The 20,460-nt window shown below is 72.9% G+C and carries 18 protein-coding genes; 8 read left to right on the forward strand and 10 right to left on the reverse strand.

What is annotated here, in order from left to right; genetic code table 11:
- Nucleotides 1–337 precede the first annotated feature (337 nt).
- Both RV983_RS21510 and RV983_RS21515 read left to right on the forward strand, forming a co-directional pair.
- Nucleotides 338–1,276 (forward strand): helix-turn-helix transcriptional regulator, encoded by a 939-nt coding sequence (locus RV983_RS21510; protein WP_475987378.1) that lies wholly within the window; start codon nt 338–340, stop codon nt 1,274–1,276.
- 7 nt (nt 1,277–1,283) lie between these two features.
- Nucleotides 1,284–2,063 carry a GNAT family N-acetyltransferase gene (locus tag RV983_RS21515; RefSeq protein WP_475987379.1) on the forward strand — a complete coding sequence of 260 codons (780 nt, stop codon included), beginning with the start codon at nt 1,284–1,286 and terminating at the stop codon, nt 2,061–2,063.
- A gap of 75 nt (nt 2,064–2,138) precedes the next feature.
- Here the strand turns inward: RV983_RS21515 and RV983_RS21520 are convergent, their stop codons facing one another.
- Complete coding sequence (locus RV983_RS21520) at nt 2,139–3,788, reverse strand: IucA/IucC family protein (protein WP_475987380.1); 1,650 nt, start codon at nt 3,786–3,788, stop codon at nt 2,139–2,141.
- Nucleotides 3,789–3,824: 36 nt separating this feature from the next.
- Here RV983_RS21520 and RV983_RS21525 point away from each other — a divergent pair, with 36 nt between their 5' ends.
- Nucleotides 3,825–5,462 (forward strand): IucA/IucC family protein, encoded by a 1,638-nt coding sequence (locus RV983_RS21525; protein WP_475987381.1) that lies wholly within the window; start codon nt 3,825–3,827, stop codon nt 5,460–5,462.
- Nucleotides 5,463–5,627: 165 nt separating this feature from the next.
- On the opposite strand, the gene RV983_RS21530 is transcribed toward RV983_RS21525, so the two are convergent.
- The 3 genes from RV983_RS21530 to RV983_RS21540 form a co-directional block, all read right to left on the reverse strand.
- Nucleotides 5,628–6,581, reverse strand: coding sequence for a hypothetical protein (locus RV983_RS21530; protein ID WP_475987382.1), 954 nt, complete (start codon nt 6,579–6,581; stop codon nt 5,628–5,630).
- A gap of 111 nt (nt 6,582–6,692) precedes the next feature.
- Nucleotides 6,693–8,156, reverse strand: coding sequence for a dihydrolipoyl dehydrogenase family protein (locus RV983_RS21535; protein ID WP_475987383.1), 1,464 nt, complete (start codon nt 8,154–8,156; stop codon nt 6,693–6,695).
- Nucleotides 8,157–8,378: 222 nt separating this feature from the next.
- Complete coding sequence (locus tag RV983_RS21540) at nt 8,379–10,877, reverse strand: SpoIIE family protein phosphatase (protein WP_475987384.1); 2,499 nt, start codon at nt 10,875–10,877, stop codon at nt 8,379–8,381.
- Nucleotides 10,878–11,141: 264 nt separating this feature from the next.
- Between RV983_RS21540 and RV983_RS21545 the strand changes: the two genes are divergently transcribed.
- A complete protein-coding gene (locus RV983_RS21545) occupies nt 11,142–11,579 on the forward strand; it encodes an OsmC family protein (protein WP_384282053.1) in 438 nt (145 codons plus the stop codon).
- A 136-nt stretch (nt 11,580–11,715) separates the two neighbouring features.
- On the forward strand, nt 11,716–12,312 hold the full coding sequence (locus tag RV983_RS21550) for a TetR/AcrR family transcriptional regulator (protein ID WP_475987385.1): 597 nt from the start codon (nt 11,716–11,718) through the stop codon (nt 12,310–12,312).
- A 27-nt stretch (nt 12,313–12,339) separates the two neighbouring features.
- Here the strand turns inward: RV983_RS21550 and RV983_RS21555 are convergent, their stop codons facing one another.
- Entirely contained in the window at nt 12,340–12,648 is a 309-nt protein-coding gene (locus RV983_RS21555; protein WP_475987386.1) for a GNAT family N-acetyltransferase, read from the reverse strand.
- Entirely contained in the window at nt 12,645–12,914 is a 270-nt protein-coding gene (locus RV983_RS21560) for a DUF2630 family protein (RefSeq protein ID WP_475987387.1), read from the reverse strand. The genes RV983_RS21555 and RV983_RS21560 overlap by 4 nt, the downstream gene beginning before the upstream one ends.
- Before the next feature lie 184 nt (nt 12,915–13,098).
- On the opposite strand from RV983_RS21560, the gene RV983_RS21565 reads away from it, so the two are divergent.
- The 3 genes from RV983_RS21565 (at nt 13,099) to RV983_RS21575 (ending at nt 17,155) form a co-directional block, all read left to right on the forward strand.
- A complete protein-coding gene (locus RV983_RS21565) occupies nt 13,099–14,616 on the forward strand; it encodes an MFS transporter (protein ID WP_475987388.1) in 1,518 nt (505 codons plus the stop codon).
- A 251-nt stretch (nt 14,617–14,867) separates the two neighbouring features.
- Nucleotides 14,868–16,064 carry a MarP family serine protease gene (locus RV983_RS21570; protein ID WP_475987389.1) on the forward strand — a complete coding sequence of 399 codons (1,197 nt, stop codon included), beginning with the start codon at nt 14,868–14,870 and terminating at the stop codon, nt 16,062–16,064.
- Between the two features lie 182 nt (nt 16,065–16,246).
- Nucleotides 16,247–17,155, forward strand: coding sequence for a DMT family transporter (locus RV983_RS21575; RefSeq protein ID WP_475987390.1), 909 nt, complete (start codon nt 16,247–16,249; stop codon nt 17,153–17,155).
- Between the two features lie 63 nt (nt 17,156–17,218).
- Here RV983_RS21575 and RV983_RS21580 read toward each other — a convergent pair whose 3' ends face one another.
- The 4 genes from RV983_RS21580 to RV983_RS21595 all read right to left on the reverse strand — a co-directional run bounded on the left by RV983_RS21580 (nt 17,219) and on the right by RV983_RS21595 (nt 20,354).
- Nucleotides 17,219–18,295 (reverse strand): glycerophosphodiester phosphodiesterase family protein, encoded by a 1,077-nt coding sequence (locus tag RV983_RS21580; RefSeq protein ID WP_475987391.1) that lies wholly within the window; start codon nt 18,293–18,295, stop codon nt 17,219–17,221.
- Between the two features lie 233 nt (nt 18,296–18,528).
- Nucleotides 18,529–18,771 (reverse strand): DUF397 domain-containing protein, encoded by a 243-nt coding sequence (locus tag RV983_RS21585; protein WP_475990409.1) that lies wholly within the window; start codon nt 18,769–18,771, stop codon nt 18,529–18,531.
- A gap of 8 nt (nt 18,772–18,779) precedes the next feature.
- A complete protein-coding gene (locus RV983_RS21590; RefSeq protein WP_475990410.1) occupies nt 18,780–19,562 on the reverse strand; it encodes a helix-turn-helix domain-containing protein in 783 nt (260 codons plus the stop codon).
- 102 nt (nt 19,563–19,664) lie between these two features.
- Nucleotides 19,665–20,354 (reverse strand): MerR family transcriptional regulator, encoded by a 690-nt coding sequence (locus RV983_RS21595; RefSeq protein ID WP_475990411.1) that lies wholly within the window; start codon nt 20,352–20,354, stop codon nt 19,665–19,667.
- Nucleotides 20,355–20,460 lie beyond the last annotated feature (106 nt).

Here is a 20,460-nt window from a genome sequence, read left to right on the forward strand (position 1 = left end):
ACCCGGCCGCGAGCGGCCTCACGGGCAATGGCGCCCGCATGATGTGGCGGTCCCCCGCGGGGCGACGTCCCGAAACCGGCGGCCGACCGCAATGGATCAAGGAATTGCCTTCACGTCCCATGACTGAGCCACTCATGACTTCCCTGCGCGCACGGACGGTGCCCGTGGTCGTACGCACGGTCCCCGCAGGGGGCGTGGTCCGGGCCTCGCGGAACGCCGCCGTCCCGGCGCCCCGGACGCGCACGCGCCGCGAACCCGCGGGTGGGCCCCGTACCGACGGACGGACGCCGTGAGCCCCGCGCCGAGCCGCGACGGTGCGATCCGGTACCGGGCCGACATGGTCCTGACCGCCGAGCAGGCGCGGACGTCCGAGCGGCATTTCATGGACTGGGAGCGCGGCCCGTTCTCCCACCTCACACGGCTTGCCGTTCCGCACTTCGCCGTCCCCCGCGGATTCCGTTTCGTCGCGAACGGTCATCTCATCGACGGGCTGCTGTCCGCCCAGGTGTACTGCGACACGCTGACAGGGGTGTCGGGAAATCATCTCGACGGGGATCCGGTGGTTGCCGACCTGGTCACCTCGGGCTGGATCGAGTTCGCGGAGGGGAAGAAAAAGCACTCGGTGCGGCCCGGGCAGATATGCATTCGCGACACGAAGACATCCTGGGAGTTCGCCTGCGCGCCGGCGACGACCGCGCACGTGATTTCTGTTCCGCGGCACCTGGTGCTGCCGCACATCGGTTCGCGGAAATCCCTCGGGGGAGCCCAGATATCGGACATTGACGTCCCCGAGGTCCGCTTCTTCGTCAATTTCCTGGAAGCGATCGAAAAAAGCAGCAGCGACCTGGAGAGATCGGCCGTCGCGCGGAAGATGGCCAGGGACGCCTGTGCGGCGCTGTTCTCGCACATTATCTCGGAGCGACCCGGATCGGCGCCCAGTGACCATCCTCAGGCCGTGGTGGCGGCCGCCAAGAGCGTCATGGAGAAGCATCTCGAAAGCGGCGACCTCTCTCCGCCGATGGTCGCCAGGAGCGTCGGGGTGTCCCTGCGCACGCTCCACCGGTGCTTCTCGGCGTCCGGTGACTCGGTCATGGCGTTCGCGCGGCGGCGGCGTCTGCAGAAGGCGCACGACGAACTCATGACCCTGGGCAGCGCGGCCGGGATGTCCGAGATCGCGGCGCGCTGGCATTTCTCGGACGCGAGTCACTTCATCCGGCACTTCAGATCCGCCTACGGGGCCACGCCCGCCGCGTACTTGAGAGATCAAAGAAAGTGAGTTCCTCATGACGACCCGAGAGCACGACCCGCTCGAGCCGATCGCCACGGCGTATGCCGGCCTCCTGGGGAACCTCGCGTCCCTGACCACGGGGCGCACGCGCAGAGGCCCGGGTGGCGCCGTGCTGGCCGTCACCGGGGCACCGGTCGCCTCGATGAACGGGATCCTCGCTCCCGGCCTGGAGCCGGATCCGGACGAGATAGCCGCGCTGGCGGCCTCCGAGCCCTGGGACCTTCCGTGGAGCGTCCACGTCCGCGGGGTGCCGGGCTCCGGCGTCACCGAGGTGGCGGCGCGGAACGGACTCACCCGCATCCACCGCTCGCCGCTCATGGTCCGGCGCCCCGACCGGGGAATGCCGGAGGAACCGGCGATCGGCTCGCTGAAGATACGGGCGATGGACAGCGGTGAATCCGGCCTGTACGCCGCGGTCATGGCGGAGGGCTTCGAGGTGCCGCCCGAGGTGTTCCGGATCTTCGCCGATCCCGCGCTGGAACGCATGGACGGTGCGACGTTCTTCCTGGCCGAGGCGGACGGTGTTCCCGTGGGGACCGGCATGGCCGTCGTGACCGGCGCTCTGACCGGGATCTTCAACATCTGCACACTCCCGGGCCACCGGCGTCGCGGCTACGGCATGGCCGTCACCATGGAGATGGTCCGGGCCGGCTATGCCCTGGGCGCCACCACCGCCTATCTCTACGCGAGCGAGATGGGCGAACCCGTCTACGCCTCGGCGGGCTTTTGCACCGAGGAGTACCTGACGACGATCTCGGCTCCGTCACCGGAGTGACGAGCGGTGTCCCGCACGCCCGGCCGGGTGGCGCGATGCTCGAACGGTACGTGTGACCCGGCCGGCCGTCGGGGGTCAGCGCAGCGGGTTGGGGAGGCGGGCCCATCGGTCGCCCGGGGCGGGGGACTCCAGGCGCATCAACGTCAGGGCCTTGACGGGCAGTTCGGGGGCGAACAGGGCGGCCCGGTCGGTGCGGGTGTCCGGGGTGTCCGGGAGGGCGTCGCAGGCGCGTACGGCCTCCGCCGCGACGGCGCCCCACAGGCCGGCCTCGGTGGGGCGGTGCGCCTCGCCGAGCGCGGAGACCATACTGCCGAAGGTGGTGGCCACCAGGGAGCCGTACACCTTGGCGTGCAGGACGGCCGGGTCGTCGCTCAGCCCGCGGCCCAGGGACGGCGTCCCGAAGCCGTTGCGGGCCAGCCGGGCCGGGCTGATCCGCACGTCGGCCAGGTCGCGGTAGACCAGCCGCAGCGGCCGGGCCCGCCGGTCCAGGACGACCAGCAGGTTCTGGCCGTGCGCTTCCAGCGCGACGCCCCAGGACAGCAGGCGGAGCACGGGCGGCAGCGCGAGCCGCGCGAACGCGGTGAGCCAGGCGGCGCCGTCCTGACCGGGTCCCGCCGCGGACAGCAGGGAGCGGACCAGCGGCGGGCCGCCGTCGGCGGGGCGCGCGATGAGCGCCGCCACCGGCAGCACGGTCTCCCCTTCCGCGGGGTCCGCGAAGTCTTCGGGGGACTCCCGTACCAGCGCGGCCAGATCGGGGCTCGGCGTGCCGTCGAGGACCGCCGAGGCCGCCGCCAGGTTGCGCGTCACGCGCAGCCGGCCGCCCTCCAGCCGCCGGGTCAGCCCGTCCAGCAGCTCCGACAGCCGGGCGCTGTCCACGACCGACTGGGCCGAGATGTCCCGCACCGCGGAGGTCATCCGCATGCTGAGCGCCGTCTTCAGGTGCGGTCCGCCGTCGAGCGGCGCGAAGGTGCGCACGGACATCAGCGGACGCGCGTCGATCGCCGCGGTGGCGTGGGGGCGTACGCCGAGGCCCGGCAGGACGTGCCGGGTCTGCCAGGGGTGCACGGGCAGCAGCAGCCGGTCGCCGTCCCGCAGCCGGTCCGGCCAGTCGCCCGACACCACGGCCCCGGCGGCGGGTACGGCGACCAGGTCGAGGGCCACGACCGGCCGGTGCTCGGGCCCGTAGGCCAGTTGCTCGTCGAGCGAGAAGCCGGGGCGGCTGCGGCAGCAGGGGTGGTACGGGTGCCCGTCGACCACGCCCTGCTCGAAGCCGGTCAAGCCGGCCGAGGCGGTGGTGGGGCTGTCGGTTCGAGGTGCGCCGGCCCGCGAGAGGGCCAACGAGGCGACGCTGTCCTCCAGTTCGTCCCGCAGCGGCCCGGAGCCGGGCAGCTCCAGCGCCTCCAGCAGGGCGGCCGGATGGTCGTACGGGCGGCCGTCCAGACGCAGGACCAACTCCTCGTGCGCGGCGCCCAGATCGTGCGGCAGGCGCGGCGGCCCGGTCAGCAGCCGGCCGTCGCCGAGACGCACCTGCCCGGGCCCGCAGGCGGTCAGTCCGGGCAGCGGTTCCAGCAGCAGGGCGCGCCAGAGGCGGCCGAGGACGGCCGCGCGGGCGCCCGGCAACGCGGACGCCCAGGCATCGGCCAGGCCGGGACGCAGGGCGGTCAGCCCGGTGGCGAACGCCGCCTCCAAGGGGCGCCGCGTCGCGGTCGTCGAATCGGGGTGCATGATGGATCCCTAGCCTACGCAGGAGGACGCCGCACCGTGGAGCGAGCAGCGGGAGCAGCGGGAGCACCGGCGCGGATCCGCCGCCGGGCCGACGAACTGGCCGCCGTGGCCCTGCTGAACTGCCTTGTCCGCGAAGTCGCCGAACCCGCCGGGCCCGTCGAGTCCGGCGCACCCGCCGGGCCGTCCGTCCACCGGCTGCCCGCGACGGGCCGGCTCCTGCGGGTGCGCCCCGGCCGCCACCCCTCCCGCCCCGAACTGCTCGGCCCGGACGGCGACTGGCGCCCCCTGACGTTCGACGGGCTCGTCGACCTCACCGCAGGGGAACTGACAGCCCGCACGGGCACGGTCAACGCCACGCTGCCGGCGGAGATCCGCGACAGCCGCGATGTGCTGGCCGCGCTGCTGGGCGCCCGGGAGGACGCGCCGCCGCCCGCCGATCCGTATCTGCGGTCCGAGCAGGCCCTCGTCGCCGGGCACCGCTACCACCCCGCACCCAAGGCCCGCGGCGGGGGCGCCCCGGCGGGCTGGCTGCCGTACGCCCCCGAGGCGCACACCGCCTTCCCGCTGACGCTGCTCGCCGTGCGCGCGGACCTGCTGGCGGGGGAGGGCGACACCTCCGCCGTCGACCGCCTCCACGACGACGTGCCCGACGGCTACCGGCTGCTGCCCGCCCACCCGTGGCAACGGGAACTCCTCGGCGACCTGCCCGCTCTGCACGACGGCCGCCTGCTGCGGCTCGGCCGCACGACCGTCCCCGCCGTGCCCACGGCGTCGCTGCGCACGGTGTACCTGCCGGACGCCGACCTCTTCCTCAAGTTCAGCCTGGACGTGCGGATCACCAACGACATCCGCCGGCTGTGGAAGCACGACCTGCGCTGGCTCGGCCCGGTGGACGGGGTCCTGCGGACCGTCACCGAGGCAGGGATCCTCTCCGACCGCGGCTACCGCACGGCCGATCTCGGCGGCCGGGACGCGTACGAGGCGCTGGCGGTCCTGGTCCGCGACGGCCTCGGCGGCCGCGTCCGGCCCGGCCTCACCCCGCTGCTGGCGGCGGCGGTCGCCGAGGGCGGTTTCGAGGGCGACCCCCTGGAGGCCGCGCGGCGCGACGAGCACACCGCCCTGGCCTGGTGGCAGGCATATCTGGAGAGCGTCGTGCCGCCCGTGCTCGCGGCGTGGTTCGGGCACGGCGTGGTGCTGGAGGCCCATCTGCAGAACGTCGTGATCGCCGTGGACGGCGACGGCCTGCCCGCGCAGGCGGTCTTCCGCGACCACGAGGGCGTGAAGCTCGACGAGGAGCGGCACCGCGAACTGCTGCGCCGCCACACGCGGGGCGACGATCCGACGCCCGGTGTGAGCCCCGCCCACGGCTGGCAGCGGCTGGTCTACTGCCTCGTCACCAACAACCTGCTGGAGATCGCCGGAGCCGTCGCCGACGGCCGCCCGGAACTCGCCCCCGTGCTGTGGGCCCGCGCGCGCGCCTTCCTCGACGGCTGGGCCCGTGCCCACGGCGACCCGGCGCCGGTGCGGGACCTCCTCACCGCACCGCACATCCCGGCGAAGACCAACCTCCTGCTGCGCTGGACGGCCGCGGACGGCGCCGCCGCGCGCTACGTGCCCCTGGCCAATCCCCTGCTGCCCCGGAACGCGGCCGTGCCTGCGGGGCAGTTGCCGTAACGGGCGCCGGTCACACCTCCATGACGGTGACGCGTCCCGCGCACAGTGGGGCGGGGTCCTCGGGGGCGGCCGGAGCCGTGGCGCCGAGCGTCGCGTCGACGGCGTATGGGCGGCCGTGCAGACCGGCGTCGGTCCGGTGTCGGTCCGGCGTCCGGCGGGGGAGGCTCAGCGCTCCTCGCCCGCCTGGTCGGGGACCAGGCGTTCCAGGACGTTCTGGAACTCCTCGCCGACGGTGATGAGGAGCCCTTCGCCGTCCTTCTCACTGAGCTGGGTGAGCACCCCGTCGCGCCACCAGTAGACGTACGGGCTGATCGGCCCGACCGCCTCCTCGTGGCCGGCGGCCGCGAAGCCCGCCATGCCGTTGAGGGCCGGGATGACCGCGCTGTCGCGGATGGCGTGGAAGGCCAGCTGGTGGCGGAACGGCATGGCGACGAGCGCGCCGTCGTCGGTGAGCGGCGCTCCGGTGACGCGTTCGACGAGCTCGTCGAGGGCGAGGACCCGGGCGGCGGTGAAGAAGGAGTCGCCGACGACGACGTCGAAGCGCACATCGGCGTGGCGGACGACCTCGTGCCGCTCCACGGGCAGATCGCGGAGGTTGAGCAGGGCCCGGCCGCGCAGCTCCCGGATGTCGCCCAGCGGGGTGAGCGCGTGGTCGGCGAGCGTCATGACGCTCTCGGGGAGGTCGAGCGCGAGCACTTCCAGCAGCCCGGGGGCGGCGATCCGGGCGTACCGGAACGTCTCGGGGTCGATCATGTCGGGGGTGACCAGACGCGGGTAGAGCCGCTCGCGGATCTCCTCGGCCGGCATCGTCTCCAGCGGGGAGGGGCCGTCGAGGGTCCGCAGCACGGCGCCGACGTGCTCCCGGGCCAGCTGCGGCCACACCCGCGGGCCGCGCCGGTCGTTGTGGCACAGCGCCGCCAGGTTTCCGGTGCCGAACTTGCGGCCGGAGCTGTCGGTCACGAGGTCCGCGAAGACGGTGACCTCCAGGCCGAGTTCGGCGAAGGCCTCACGCACATGGGCGCGAAAGCGCGCGCCCTCGTCCACGGAGAAGAAGGCGTACTCGGGGTCGCGAGGCGCGTCCCGCTGGTCGCGCTTCGGCCCGCGCCGGAAAATCCCCACCTCTGCAGCTCCCTGGACCTGGACTCGACGGGCAGGGCGCGATCCTATCGGCCGGTCGCGCCTTCCCGGGGGCGAAGCGTCCTCCGCGCGGAGGACCGCGCTGTTCGTCGGCTAACGGTCCCGGTACGTCTCCAGCAGCCGCAGCCAGATTTCGCTGATCGTCGGGAACGACGGAACGGCGTGCCACAGCCGCTCCATGGGCACCTGGCCGGCGATCGCGATGGTGGCCGAGTGCAGCAGCTCGCCCACGCCCGGCCCGACGAAGGTGACGCCGATCAGATGGCCCCGGTCGAGGTCCACGACGGCGCGGGCGTGGCCGCGGTAGTTCTCGGCGTGCAGATAGGCGCCGGAGACATTGCCGATCTCGTAGTCGACGACCTTGACGCGGCGGCCCGCGCGCTCGGCCTCCTCGGCGGTGACGCCGACCGCGGCGGCCTCGGGCTCGCTGAAGACCACCTGGGGGACGGCCTCGTGGTCGGCGGTCGCCGCGTGCGCGCCCCAGGGGGCGGTGTCGAGCGGCTCGCCCTTGGCCCGGGCGGCGATGGCGGCGCCGGCGATGCGCGCCTGGTACTTGCCCTGGTGGGTGAGGAGGGCGCGGTGGTTGGTGTCGCCCGCGCAGTACAGCCAGCCGTCGTCGACGCCACGGACCTGGCAGGTGTCGTCCACCTCCAGCCAGGAGCCGGGGGTCAGGCCGACCGTGTCCAGGCCGAGGTCGTCGGTCTGCGGCACCCGGCCGGTGGCGCAGAGGAACTCGTCGGCGGTGAGTTCGGAGCCGTCGGACAGCGTCGCGGTCACCGGGCCGGAGTCGCCGTCGCGGCGCACGGCGGTGACGGACACCCCGGTCCGCAGGTCGACGCCGGCCGCCCGCAGCCCCTCCGCGACGAGGTCGCGGGCGAAGGGTTCCCAGCGCGGCAGCACGTCGGAGCCCCGGACGAGCACGGTCACCTGCGAGCCGAGCGACTGCCAGGCGGTCGCCATCTCCACGGCCACGACGCCGCCGCCGACCACCAGCAGACTCCCCGGCACCTCGTGGGCGCTGGTCGCCTCACGGCTGGTCCAGGGGCGCGCCTCGGCGAGCCCGGGCAGGTCGGGCAGGAGCGCGCGCGTGCCGGTGCACACCGCGACCGCGTGGCGGGCGGTCAGCACCCGCTCGCCGCCCTCCGGGGTCTGCACGACGACGCGCCGCGGCCCGTCGAGCCGGCCGAGGCCGCGCACCAGGTCGACGTGGGCCGACTCCAGCCAGGCGACCTGTCCGTCGTCCTTCCAGCCCGCTGTGGACCAGTCGCGCCGGGCCAGGACGGCGGCCGTGTCCATCCGTCCGCCGGAGGCCTCGCGCGCGCCGGGGACCGCGCGGGCGGCTCCCAGGGCGGCCTGCGGGCGCAGCAGCGCCTTACTGGGGATGCACGCCCAGTACGAGCACTCACCGCCCACCAGTTCGGACTCGACGATCACGGTGCTCAGCCCGGCCGCCTGGGTGCGGTCGGCGACGTTCTCGCCGGTCGGTCCCGCCCCGATGACGATGACGTCGTAGGTGTCCGTGCTGCTGTCTGCGCTGGTCCGCGCCGCGGTGCTCATGGTCCCACCGTAGGCAACACCGGGCCGTCGCACAGCCGGAACGGGCAGCCTCGTACGCCGTCGCCCGGCGAGGCCACCGCGCGGCCGGCGCCGCCGTGCTGCCGGGCGGGCGCCTCGCCACGTGGCCGGGCGGGCCCGGAGCGGGCGTCGCGGGCTGCGCCGTACGGGCGTAGGCGGGAGCCGGACGGCGGGCCGCGGCGGGGCGGGCGCGAGGGGCGATGGTCACGCGGGCAGTTGCTGTTCGGTCCAGATGACCTTGCCCTGCTCGGTGAAGCGGGTGCCCCAGCGGCGGCAGAGCTGGGCGACCATGAAGATGCCGCGGCCGCCCTCGTCGGTGGTGGCGGCGCGGCGCAGCCGGGGGGAGGTGCCGCTGGCGTCGGCGACCTCGAAGACCAGGGCCCGGTCGCGCACCAGGCGTGCCTGGACCGGGCCCTGGGCGTGCCGCAGGGCGTTGGTGATGAGCTCACTGGCGATCAGTTCGGTGGTGAAGGTGAGTTCGTCCAGGTCCCAGGAGCGCAGCCGGCGGGTGATCGCGCAGCGCAGCGCCGAGACGGCGGCCGGGTCGTCCGGCACGTCCCAGCAGGCGACCTGCCCGCCGTCGAGGGCGCGGGTACGGGCGACCAGCAGCACGATGTCGTCGGCCGAGGGCACCGGGCGCAGCGCGGACTCCACGGCCGCGCACAGCTCCTCCGGTGTCCCGTCCCTGGGCGCGGCGGCCAGCGCCCGGCCGAGTCTGCGCATGCCGGCCTCGGGGTCGGCGTGCGGGCCCTCGATGAGGCCGTCGGTGTAGAGGACCAGCCCGGTGCCTTCGGGAAGGTCGAACTCCGTCGTCTCGAAGGGGATCCGGCCGAGCCCGAGAGGCGGTCCCGCGGGCAGTTCGGGGAAGCGCACGTCGCCGTCCGGGCCGAGCAGCGCGGGCGGCAGGTGCCCGGCGCGGGCGAGCTGGCAGCGCCGGGCGACGGGGTCGTACACCACGTACAGGCAGGTCGCACCGGTCAGTCCGGAGTGCGCGCCGCCCTCCTCGTCGAGCCGTACGGCCAGGTCGTCCAGGCGGCCGAGCAATTCGTCGGGGGGCAGGTCGAGGGCGGAGAAGTTGTGGACCGCGGTGCGCAGCCGGCCCATCGCGGCGGCCGCGTGGATGCCGTGGCCCACGACATCGCCGACGACGAGGGCGACCCGCGCCCCGGAGAGCGGGATGACGTCGAACCAGTCGCCGCCGACGCGGCCCGGGGCGGGCAGATAGCGGTGGGCGACGTCCACGGCGTGCTGCGCGGGCAGGCCGTGCGGGAGCAGGCTGCGCTGGAGCTCCAGGGCGAGGTGGTGCTCGCGGGTGAACAGCCGGGCGTTGTCGACGCAGACGGCCGCGCGGGCGGCCAGTTCGCGGGCGAGGGTGAGGTCGTCCTCCGCGAAGGGCGTGCTGTCGGCGGTCCGGTGGAAGGTGGCCACCCCGAGCGGGGTGTCCCGGGCGCGCAGCGGGACGGCGATGAGGGCGTTCCCGGCCCGCACCGGGCCGTCGCCCGCGAGTGCCCGTGCCTGCGGGCCGTCCGGCGCGGCCGGGGCGGACGGGACGGGTTCCGCGGGCGGCGCGAGCGGCTCCGCGGCGCCCGTCCCGGTGTCCGCCACGCGGCACAGGACGGGCGCGGTGGTGTCGGTGGGGTGCGGGGTGCCGCCCAGGACGACGGGGGCGAGGAGGTCCACGGTGGCCCGGTCGGCGAAGCGCGGGACGGCGGCCTCGCACAGTTCCGCGGCGGTGCGGACGACGTCGAGCGTGGTGCCGATGTGCAGGGCGGCGTCGCTGAGCAGTTCCAGCCGCAGCCGGGCGGCGACGGCGAGCCGGCCGACTCCTGCCTCGCCGACGAGCAGGGGCCGGCGCACGGTCCGCGGTCCGGCGTCGTCGGGAAGGCTCACCTCGACCACCGAGCCCTCCGCGAGCGGGCGGCACAGCAGCACGGCGGTGCGCCCCCGGGAGAGTGGCAGTTCGACGGCGTCGCGCCGTCCGGTGGCGATGAGGCCGGTGGCGGTCTCGGCGAGGGACGCCTCGTCGCCGGGGGTGAGTCCGGGCGGAGGACCCACGGGCTGGATGCGGCCGTCGCCGTCGAGCCGCAGCGAGGCAGGGCTCGGCATGCGGCGTTCTGCCGCCAAGTACGCGTGCAGCATGGCGCGTTCGCGGCGCCCGGAGTCCTCCAGCAGCCGGTGCTCGATGGCGAGGGCGGACCCGCGGGCGAGTTGAGGCATGAGCGGGTGGGCCTCGCCCTGGAGGCTGGTGAGGTCCAGGACGCCTTCGACGCGTCCGCTGACGGGGTGCCGCACGGGCACGCCGTAACAGGTGAAGCGGCGCAGCGCGGCGCAGTAGTGCTCCTCGCCGCTGACCCGGACGGGGCGCCGGGCGGCGAGCGCGGTGCCGATGCCGTTGGTACCGGCGACGCGCTCGTGGTAGGTGAAGCCGGGGGCGAGGCCGGCGTCGTCGAGGGCGGGCAGCAGCGGCGGCCGGGCGGCCCTGCGGTCCAGTACGAGCCCGCTGCCGTCGGTGAGGAGGACGGCCGTGCCGGACCCGGCGAGGGCGTCGGCGAGCCGGTCGAGGACCGGCCGGGCGGCTCTGGCGAGCGGACCGGCGAGGTCGATGTCCCGGGTGTACGGGACGTCGAGGCGTTCGGGATCGAGGCCGACGGCCTGGCAGCGTTCCCATGACGCAAGGATCGGTACCCGTACGGATTCCTCCACCTGGCTCACTCCTTGACGTCCGCGTCCTCTTGCCGAACGTAGGACCGGCGGCGACCGGCCGGGGGCGGGACCGTGAAATCCCTGCGTAGAGCCACCCTTGTGGGTGACGATCCGTTTGACGCGGGCAACACGTCCCCGGAACGCGCCCGGCGATCACGTCGCGAAGCGGCGCCCGGTGGTGGAGACTTGGACGCGCCGCAGGCCGGCGCCCAGGTGCCGGAGCGCCCCGGAGGCGAACCGAGCCACAAACCGGAAGGATCCACCATGACCACGCCCAGCGAGACGACGCGCGTCGCCCACACCGTGTGGGACGGCTCCCTCATCGAGGGCAGCGGAGTCGTCACCCTCGACTCCTCCGGGATCGGCGAGTACCCGGTCACGTGGGTCGCCCGCTCGCAGGAGCCGGGCGGGAAGACCAGCCCGGAGGAGCTCATCGCCGCCGCGCACTCCAGCTGCTTCTCCATGGCCCTGTCCGCGGGGCTGTCCCGGGCCAAGACCCCGCCGACGCAGCTGCGCACGCAGGCCGACGTCACCTTCAAGCCGGGCACCGGCATCACCGGTATCCACCTGACCGTGGTCGGCGAGGTGCCCGGTCTCGACGAGGCGGAGTTCATCAAGGCCGCCGAGGACGCCAAGGCGAACTGCCCGGTGAGCCAGGCCCTGGCGGGTACCGCGATCACCCTCACCGCGTCCCTGGCCTGAGCCGCCCGGGCCGTGCCCGCCGGCGCGGCCCGGACGCATGCCACCGCCCATCGAAACGTTTCGGTTTCGGTGGGCGGTGCCATATTGTCTTTGAATACGAAACCGTTTCGCAGGGGACGAGAGACGGAGAGTCGAGATGACCACGGACGCGAGCGTCCCGGCGCGGCGTACCCGCCTGACGCCCGAGCGTGAACAGGAGCTCTACGGGGCGGTGATCGAGCTGCTCCGTGAGGTCGGTTACGAGGCACTGACCATGGACGCGGTCGCCTCCCGCACCCGGTCCAGCAAGGCCACCTTGTACCGGCAGTGGAAGAGCAAGCCGGAACTGGTGGTCACCGCGCTGCGCTGCACCAAGCCGGCGCACGCCCCGGTCGACACCGGTTCCCTCGACGGCGATCTGCACGCGATGGCCGCCGGGTTCGGCGACGGCTCCGAGGTGGACACCTCGCTGATACGGGGGCTGGCGCACGCCTCCGCCACCAGCCCCGACCTCGCCGAGGCGATGCGCGAGCACCTCATCGACCCCGAACTCGCCGGGCTGCGGCAGTTGCTGGCCCGGGCCGCCGACCGCGGGGAGATCCCGGGGGACAACCCGGCGGCCGTCTTCATGCCGCACATGATGCTGGGCGCCGTCATCACCCGGCGCCTGCTGGAGGACGTGGAGGTCGACGCGGGGTTCATGCACCGCTACATCGACGCGGTCGTGCTGCCGGCCCTGGGCTTCCGCCGCTGAGGCCACGGGTCCCGCGGTCGGCCGGCGTCAGTCGCTGACGGCGCTGCGGGGCGTGTACTCCAGGTCCTGGTAGTCGGGGTGGTGGGCGATCCAGCCCGCGATGAAGGGGCATGCCGCCAGTACGCTCTGCCCGCGCTCCCGGGCCTCGTCCAGCGCCTGCCGGGCGAGCGCGGAACCCACACCGCGGCCCTCGAACTCCGGGTCGACCTCGGTGTGCAGGAAGGCGATCATCTCGGGCGTGCGGATGTACGCCGAGAATCCGGCCAGCCTGCCGTCCATGTGCGCCTCGTAGCGGCGGGTCCCCGGGGAGTCGGTGATCTTCGGCTCGGCCCTCACGACTCGTAGCCCTCCACCGTGCCGGAGGGCCGCACGCGGGCCTGGCCCGGGTCCTCCCCGATCTCGGTCTTGGCGCGGCGCTGGCGCAACAGGTCCCAGCACTGGTCGAGTTCGCGCTCCAGGGTGTCGAGCCGGTCCCGCTCGGTCTCGCCGTCGATCCGCCCCGCTGCGAGCAGTTCGCGCAGCGTCCGCTCGTCGGAGACCATCGCGCTGATCCGTTGCAGTATCGCCTGTTCCGGGCGAGCTCCCGTGTGCTGTTCGGCCACGGCACGCACCTCCTCGTTCGCTCCGCACCCACTCTAGGCAGCGCGCCGCGACCAGGCGATCGAAACTCTTGCGTTTCGATGGGCCGGAGCTTAGGCTTCATGCGTACGAAACGGTTTCGTATCGATCGTACCCCGCGACCACCCCTGTCCAACGCCTCTTCCGAAACGACGGGAGCACGTCCCCATGTCCCAGAGCACCGCCGAGCCCCGCGCCGGCGTCGCCGCACCCCCCGCCAGGGGGACGCAGGGCGATCACGACGACCACACCAGGCGCTGGTGGGTCCTGGCCGTCATCGGCGTCGCCCAGCTGATGGTCGTGCTGGACGCGACCATCGTGAACATCGCGCTGCCCTCCGCCCAGGCCGACCTCGGCTTCACCGACGGCAACCGGCAGTGGATCGTCACCGCGTACGCCCTCGCCTTCGGCAGCCTGCTGCTGCTCGGCGGCCGGATCGCCGACCTCTTCGGCCGCAAGACCGCCTTCCTCATCGGGGTCGCCGGCTTCGCCGGGGCCTCCGCGCTCGGCGGCGCGGCAGGCAGCTTCGAGATGCTGGTCACCGCGCGCGCCCTCCAGGGCGGATTCGGCGCCCTGCTGGCGCCCGCCGCGCTGTCGCTGCTGACGACGACCTTCACCGAGGCCAGGGAACGGGCGCGCGCGTTCGGCATCTACGGCGCCATCGCCGGATCCGGCGCGGCCGTCGGCCTGTTGCTCGGCGGCGTGCTGACCGAGTACCTGAACTGGCGCTGGACCCTGTACGTCAACCTGGCCTTCGCCGTCGTCGCCTTCCTCGGCGGCATGACCATGTTGCGGCGCGGCCACCGCCGCCCCGGCGCCAGCATCGACCTGCCCGGCACGCTGCTGGTCACCACCGGTCTGTTCGCTCTGGTCTACGGCTTCTCCAACGCCGAGAGCCACGACTGGAGCTCCCCGCAGACCTGGGGCTACCTGGTCGCCGGCGCGCTGCTCCTGACCGCCTTCACCTGGTGGCAGACCCGGGCCGCGCACCCGCTGCTGCCGATGCGCGTGCTGCTGGACCGCAACCGCGGCGCCTCCTTCGCCGCCTCCCTGGTCTCCAGCGCCGGCATGTTCGCGGTCTTCCTGTTCCTGACCTACTACCTGCGGCTCACCCTCGGCTTCTCGGCGGTCAGGACCGGCCTGGCCTTCCTGCCGCTGGTCGCCGCGCTGATGGTGGGCGCGCAGGTCGCCACCGTCGTGCTGGTGCCCCGCATCGGCCCCAAGCCGGTGGTCCCGGTGGGCTTCGGGCTCGCCGCCGCCGGTCTGGTCTGGCTGACCGGCCTCGGCCTGGACAGCGGCTACGTCACCGACGTGCTGCCGCCGCTGCTGGTGATCGGCCTCGGCATGGGCCTGATCTTCCCGCCCGCCATGAACCTGGCCACCACCGGTGTCGGCGCCGAGGACGCGGGCGTCGCGTCGGCGGCCGTCAACGCCATGCAGCAGATCGGCGGCTCGATCGGCACGGCCCTGCTCAACACCCTGGCCACGAGCGCCGCCACCGGCTACCTCGCCGGCAGGAACCCGGCCGACCCGCTGGTGAAGGCGAACGCCGCGCTGGAGAGCTACTCGACCGCCTACGGGTGGGCGGCGGCCTTCTTCGTGGCCGGCCTGGTGATCAGCTTCCTGCTCTACCGGCGCGGCGCGCCGCAACAGGACGCCGGCGCGGCACCCGTCGTCCACATGTGACGTCGGCGCTCCCGGTCACGGGACCTCCCCGGAGCGGTGGGACGGTCCCGTGCGCGCCCACCCGTGGGGACGGGGTACGGCGCGATGAACGGCCCGGTGACGGCCTCCGTAGAAGGTTGACGGAGGACGGAACCGGGCCGTTCGTATGGCTTTTCGGGCAGACAGTGCGTGCGGTGTGACACAAAAGGGAACCGATGGTCGGTTAATGTGCGTTTTTACTGGTCCATGCGGTTTCGGGAAAGGCCTCTCGGTTGAACCTGCTCGACCTGCTGCTGCTCGTGCTGACGGTCGCCTACGCGGTCGCCGGTTACCGGCGCGGACTGGTCGCGGGCACCATCTCGCTCGCGGGCTTCCTCGGCGGGGCCGTGATCGGCGTGTGGCTGCTGCCGTACGTGCTCCAGTACGTCGAGCCAGGCACTCCCCGCGCCACGCTCGTCGCCCTGCTCACCGTCCTCATCCCGGCGGCCGCGGGCCACGCCGTCGCCTCCGGGGTCGCCTGGAAGGTGCGCACCGGCCTGGACTGGGGGCCGCTGCGCTGGCTCGACGGCGCCGGCGGGGCGGCGGCGAACGCGGTGGCAGTGCTGCTGGTCGCCTGGGTGTCCGCGAGCGTCCTGGTGACCGCCTCCTCCAGCGTGCTCGCCCAGTCGATCCGCGGCTCCGAGGTGCTCGGCGCGGTCCAGGACACCATGCCGCGGCAGGCGCCCAGCTGGTTCAGCAGGGCGACCAGTGCCCTGGCCCAGGCGGGCTTCCCGCAGGTCTTCAACCCCTTCGAGTCCGAGCCCGTCAACGGGGTGCCCGCACCGTCCGGCGACAGCGTCACCGACGCCGCCTCGCGGGCCGCCACCCGCAGCACGGTGAAGATCGAGGGCATCGCCTTCGTGGACGGCCGGCGCCAGGGTCAGGAGGGCACGGGCTTCGTCTACGCCGACGAGCACGTCATGACCAACGCCCACGTCGTCGCGGGCGTCGACACCCCCGCCGTCCAGATCGGCGGCGCCGGGCGCGCGTACCGGGCCACGGTCGTGCTCTTCGACCCCGGCAAGGACGTCGCGGTCCTGAACGTGCCGGGACTGCGCGCCCCCACGCTGGACTTCACCGACGCGGCCGAGCGCGGCGACGGCGCGGTCGTGGCCGGATACCCCGAGGACGGCGGCCTGGACCTGCGCGCGGCGACCGTGGCCGGCCGTATCCGCGCCACCGGCCAGGACATCTACGGGGACGGCATCGTCACCCGCGACATCTACCAGGTGCGCTCGGTGGTGCGCCCCGGCAACTCCGGCGGCCCGCTGCTGGACACCGCGGGCCATGTCTTCGGGGTCGTCTTCGCACGCTCCACCACCGACGCCACCACGGGCTATGTGCTCACCGCCGACGAGGTCCGCGACGACGCGCGCCGCGCGGCGGCGGCCACCCAAGCCGTGGACACGGGCAGCCGCGCCGCCCTGTGAGGCCGGGCGGTGCCCGCGCGGACGACGTTAGACTGATCCTTTGATCGGACATTCCGGGCACAGTGAACTTCAGGGATTTCGCGGACACCGCGAGGATTCCCGGAGTCCCCGGGGCCGTGGCCCACACGGTCCCGTGCCGGACAGGGACGAACCAGCGGAGGCACGGGAGTGGTGCAGCCGACATGATCCTGTCGGTCCTCTTCGCCGTGATCGCGGCGTGCAGCAACGCGCTGGGTACGGTGCTGCAACGGCAGGCGGTGCTCAAGGTCCCCGCCTCCACCTCGTTGCGCCTCGGGCTCATGCGCGACCTGCTGCGCACCCCGGTCTGGCTCGCCGGCATCACCGCGGTCATCGGCGCCGCGGTCTTCCAGGCGCTCGCCCTCGGCACCGGCTCGCTCGCCACCGTGCAGCCGGTCTTCATCCTCGAACTGCCGCTGGCCCTGGTGATCGGCGGCGCCGTCTTCCACGTCGACCTCTCGAACAAGGCGTGGCTCTGCGTCGGGTGCATCGCCGTGGGCCTGGGTGTCTTCCTGTTCTCCCTGGCGCCCAGCGGGGGACGCGAACAGGTGCCGGGGATCTGGTGGGTGCCGACGCTGCTCATCGTCGGCGGGCTCGGCGCGGCGCTGGTGGTGGCCGGGCTGCGGCGTCCCCTCGGCCTGACCCGCGCGGCCTGCCTCGGCGCGGCGGCGGCCGTGGGCAACGCGCTGACGGCCGCGCTGATCAAGTCGTCCATGGACATCCTGGGTCACCAGGGCATCGGAGCGTGGCTGCTGTCCTGGCAGACGTACGCCTTCGCCGCCACGGGCGGCTTCTCCCTCTTCCTGCTCGGCACCGCCATGCAGGGCGGCCCGCTCATCGCCTCCCAGCCCGCACTGACCCTCTGCGACGCCGTGGCGGGCTTCGCCCTCGGGTTGATCCTCTACGGGGAGCAGCCGCGCACCGGACTGTGGCTGCTGCCCGCGGTGCTGGGTTTCGGCGTGCTCACCTACGGCGTCTTCGCGCTCTCCCGCACGCAGTGCCTGTACAAGTGCGTCCACCCCGAGGAGAACGCGCCGATGGCCGCGGGGCAGCCGGCCGGGTCGCCCATGTGAGCGCGCGTACGCCCCCGGAACCGCGAGGTTCCGGGGGCGCACACGTGCCCGGGGCGGCCGTCGTCAGTGACGGGGCGCCTTGTAGGCGCGGGGCAGGCGCATGCCGCGCTCGGCCATGATGTCGCGGACCCGGTTGGGGTAGTCCGTGATGATGCCGTCGATGTTCATGTCGAGCAGCGCCTTGATGGTGGCGGGGTCGTCACAGGTCCACGGGATGACCCGCAGGCCGCGCCAGTGGGCGTCGTCCACCATCTTCTTGTTGACGTAGAACGTGAAGTTCGGGTCGGCGACCGTGCCGTTCTGCGGCAGGCCGTATACAGGCGAGAGCGCCGTGACACCGGGGATGGCGGCGGCGGCCTTGACGAAGTCGCCGTCGTAGTCGTCGGCGTCGATGCCGCCGAGCCACGGGGAGGCGCCGGGCTTGCCGACCTGGAGGAAGTCGAAGTTGGTGAGCGCCACCAGCGGGTACGTCGGCGCGAGCTTGTGCATCTCGTTCAGCGAGCCCCAGTCGAACGACTGGATGGTGACCTGCTTCTCGATGCCCGAACGGTGGATCTCCTCGAAGACACGGCGCACGAACAGCTCGCGCGGCGCGGTCTGCGTGGGCGAGCCGGCCTCCACCTTGGTCTCGATGTTGAGCGTGACCTTGTTGGCCCGGTAGCTCTTGACCAGGTTCAGGACGTCCTTGAGCTCCACCATGCGGAAGCCCTTGATCTGCTCCTGCTGGGGGAAGCCGGGCAGCTGCTGGTAGCCGCAGTCCATGGACTTGATCTGCGCCAGGGTCAGGTCCTTGATGTACTTCCCGACGTACGGGTACATCGGGTCGCCCGCCGTCACCGGGGCGGTGTCCTTGCACTTCTGGGCGCTGATCTGCCGGTCGTGGTTGACCACGACCTTCTCGTCCTTGGTGACGTGGGTGTCCAGCTCCAGAGTGCTCACGCCGAGGCGCAGTGCCTTGCCGAAGCCCTCCAGGGACTCCTCGGTGGTCATGCCGAGGCCGCCGCGGTGGGCCTGAAGGTCGAAGTGGCTCTTCTGGGAAGGAACATGGTGGTGATGGTGGTCCGTGGCCGCCTGGGCGGTCGCGGGGACCACCAGCGCGGGCACCACGGCCAGGGCGGCGACTGCATGCCGGAGGGACATTTATACCTCGTCTACTTCGGGCGAACTGAACTTCGTGAAGGTAGGACGCAGGTAAAGCCCGCACCAAGCATCGGTATGAGGACATGGTGAACGCCCGGGGAACGGACGGGCCCCGGGCGTCGGCGGAGGGCGGATTTCGCGGACCAGCCGGCCTTGCCGCGGGAAGAACGGCATGTGTGACGTGACGGGGAAAGTTCGAAGCCCGGTCCGGTCCGTGATCGCCAGGGCAGTGCCTACGTGGCTTCCTGGCCGGCCGCGACGGCGAACGCGATGAACGCGGCCCACGTGTCGGGCGTGAACGTCAGCACGGGGCCCGTCCGGTCCTTGGAGTCCCGCACGTGCACGGCCGCCGGGCATGAGGCGACCTCGACGCAGTCGCCGCCGTCGCTGCCGCTGTGGGTCGACTTGCGCCAGTCGAGGGCGATTTCGACGCACTGCCCGCCGTCGTTGCTGCTGTAGCTGGACTTGAACCACATGAGTGTGTTCACAGCTCGCCCGCAATCTGCTCGATCAGCTTTGCCGAGTGCTCGGGGGTCAGGGCCTGCGCTCGGATCGTGCCGTAGCGCTGGTGAAGGAGACTGACCCGTTCCGGGTCGTCGGTGAGCAACCCCCCGACCTGACTCTCAGCGTAAGCGAGGAATTGGCGGTCCGGGCTCTCCAGGAACGTGAAAGGGCCGTCGAAGCCGGCGTGCGCCTCGTAGTGGGACGGCATGATCTGGATCTGCACATTGCGGCGCTCGCCCACTGCCATCAGATGTCCCAACTGGTCCTTCATCACGGCAGGTCCGCCGACCGGACGCCGCAGGATGCCCTCCTCCAGGACGAACGACAGCATGCATACGGGCTTGCGGGTGAACAGCGCTCGGCGGGCGAGCCGGTCCTCGGTCCAGCGGTCGATCTCGTCCTCTTCGAGTGCGGGGCAGCGTGCCTGGAAGACGGCGCGCATGTACGCCTCGGTTTGCAGCAACCCCTTGATCACATGAGTGTCGTAGGCGCCAAGGCACGTCGCCCGCGCCTCCTCGTCCGCGTACTCGCCGTACCCCGCGGGCAGCTTCTCCCGGGACAGGTGCGGCGCGACCGCCTGCAACGCCCCTGCGGAGCCGAGCAGTTCCTCCGCCTTGTCGATGAACGCCTTGCTCGCGAGACGTTCGCCGGACTCGATCTTGACGGCAAGTGATTTCGAGTAGCCCGTGTGCGCGGCCAAGGCGTCGAGCGTGATGCCCCGGCCCTCGCGGAGGGCTTTCAGCAGGTCACCGAAGATCGCCATGCTCACGGACCGCTTGTCATGGGACACCGCGACACCAACCCCTGTCCGTGAAGCACCAATCACTCTGGGTAACGGTAGCTTCCCGGGGCCCCGGCGCGCGGGCTATCCCTTGAGTTCCTCGCGCAGCCTGCGGTCCATCGCCAGGGCGAGTTCCACCTCGACGACGGCCTTCACCAGCGGGCGCAGCCGCGCTATCGCCTCGGTGAGACGGGTGGTGTCGCCGGCCTGGAGGTCGGCCTCCGCGTCGGGGAGGACGTGGGTGCGGGCGAGTTCCACGAAGAGCTCGGCCAGTAGGTCCATGCGGTCGCGCATGTCGCGGCCGGCGGACAGCACCTCGGCGAGCGGGATGCCCTCCTTGACCAGCGCGGACGAGGCCTCCAGCAGGCGGCGGCTGACGTGCACGACGTCGTCGCCGTCGACGGCGATGTAGCCGATGTCCAGGGCGGTGGCCAGGTTCTCCGCGGTCGCCTGCTCCCCGTAGAAGTCGGCCAGCCCCTCGGGGGTCAGCCGCAGGGGCTCCTCCTCCGACCACGGGGTGGGCAGGCCCGGGTCCAGGCCCAGCAGTTCGCCGACGTCGTGGCGGCCGCTCTCCCAGGCGTCCATCAGTTCGGCGATGCCGCCGAGGGTGTGGCCGCGTTCCAGCAGGGCCGTGATGGTGCGGAGCCGGGCGAGGTGGTGCCCGTTGTACCAGGCGATGCGGCCCTCGCGGCGTGGGGCGGAGAGCAGTTTGCGCTCCCGGTAGAAGCGGACGGTGCGGACGGGCACTCCGGCGGCCTCGGCCAGTTCGTCCATCCGGTACTCGCGCTCGTGCGTCGCCACGTCCGCCAGCCTAGGCGGTGCGCCGGGGCAACTCGCGCGCTCCGGCCTCTACCGCTGGTAACGCGTTCTGGTCTACGCT

This window comes from Streptomyces sp. RLA123 (assembly GCF_056270165.1).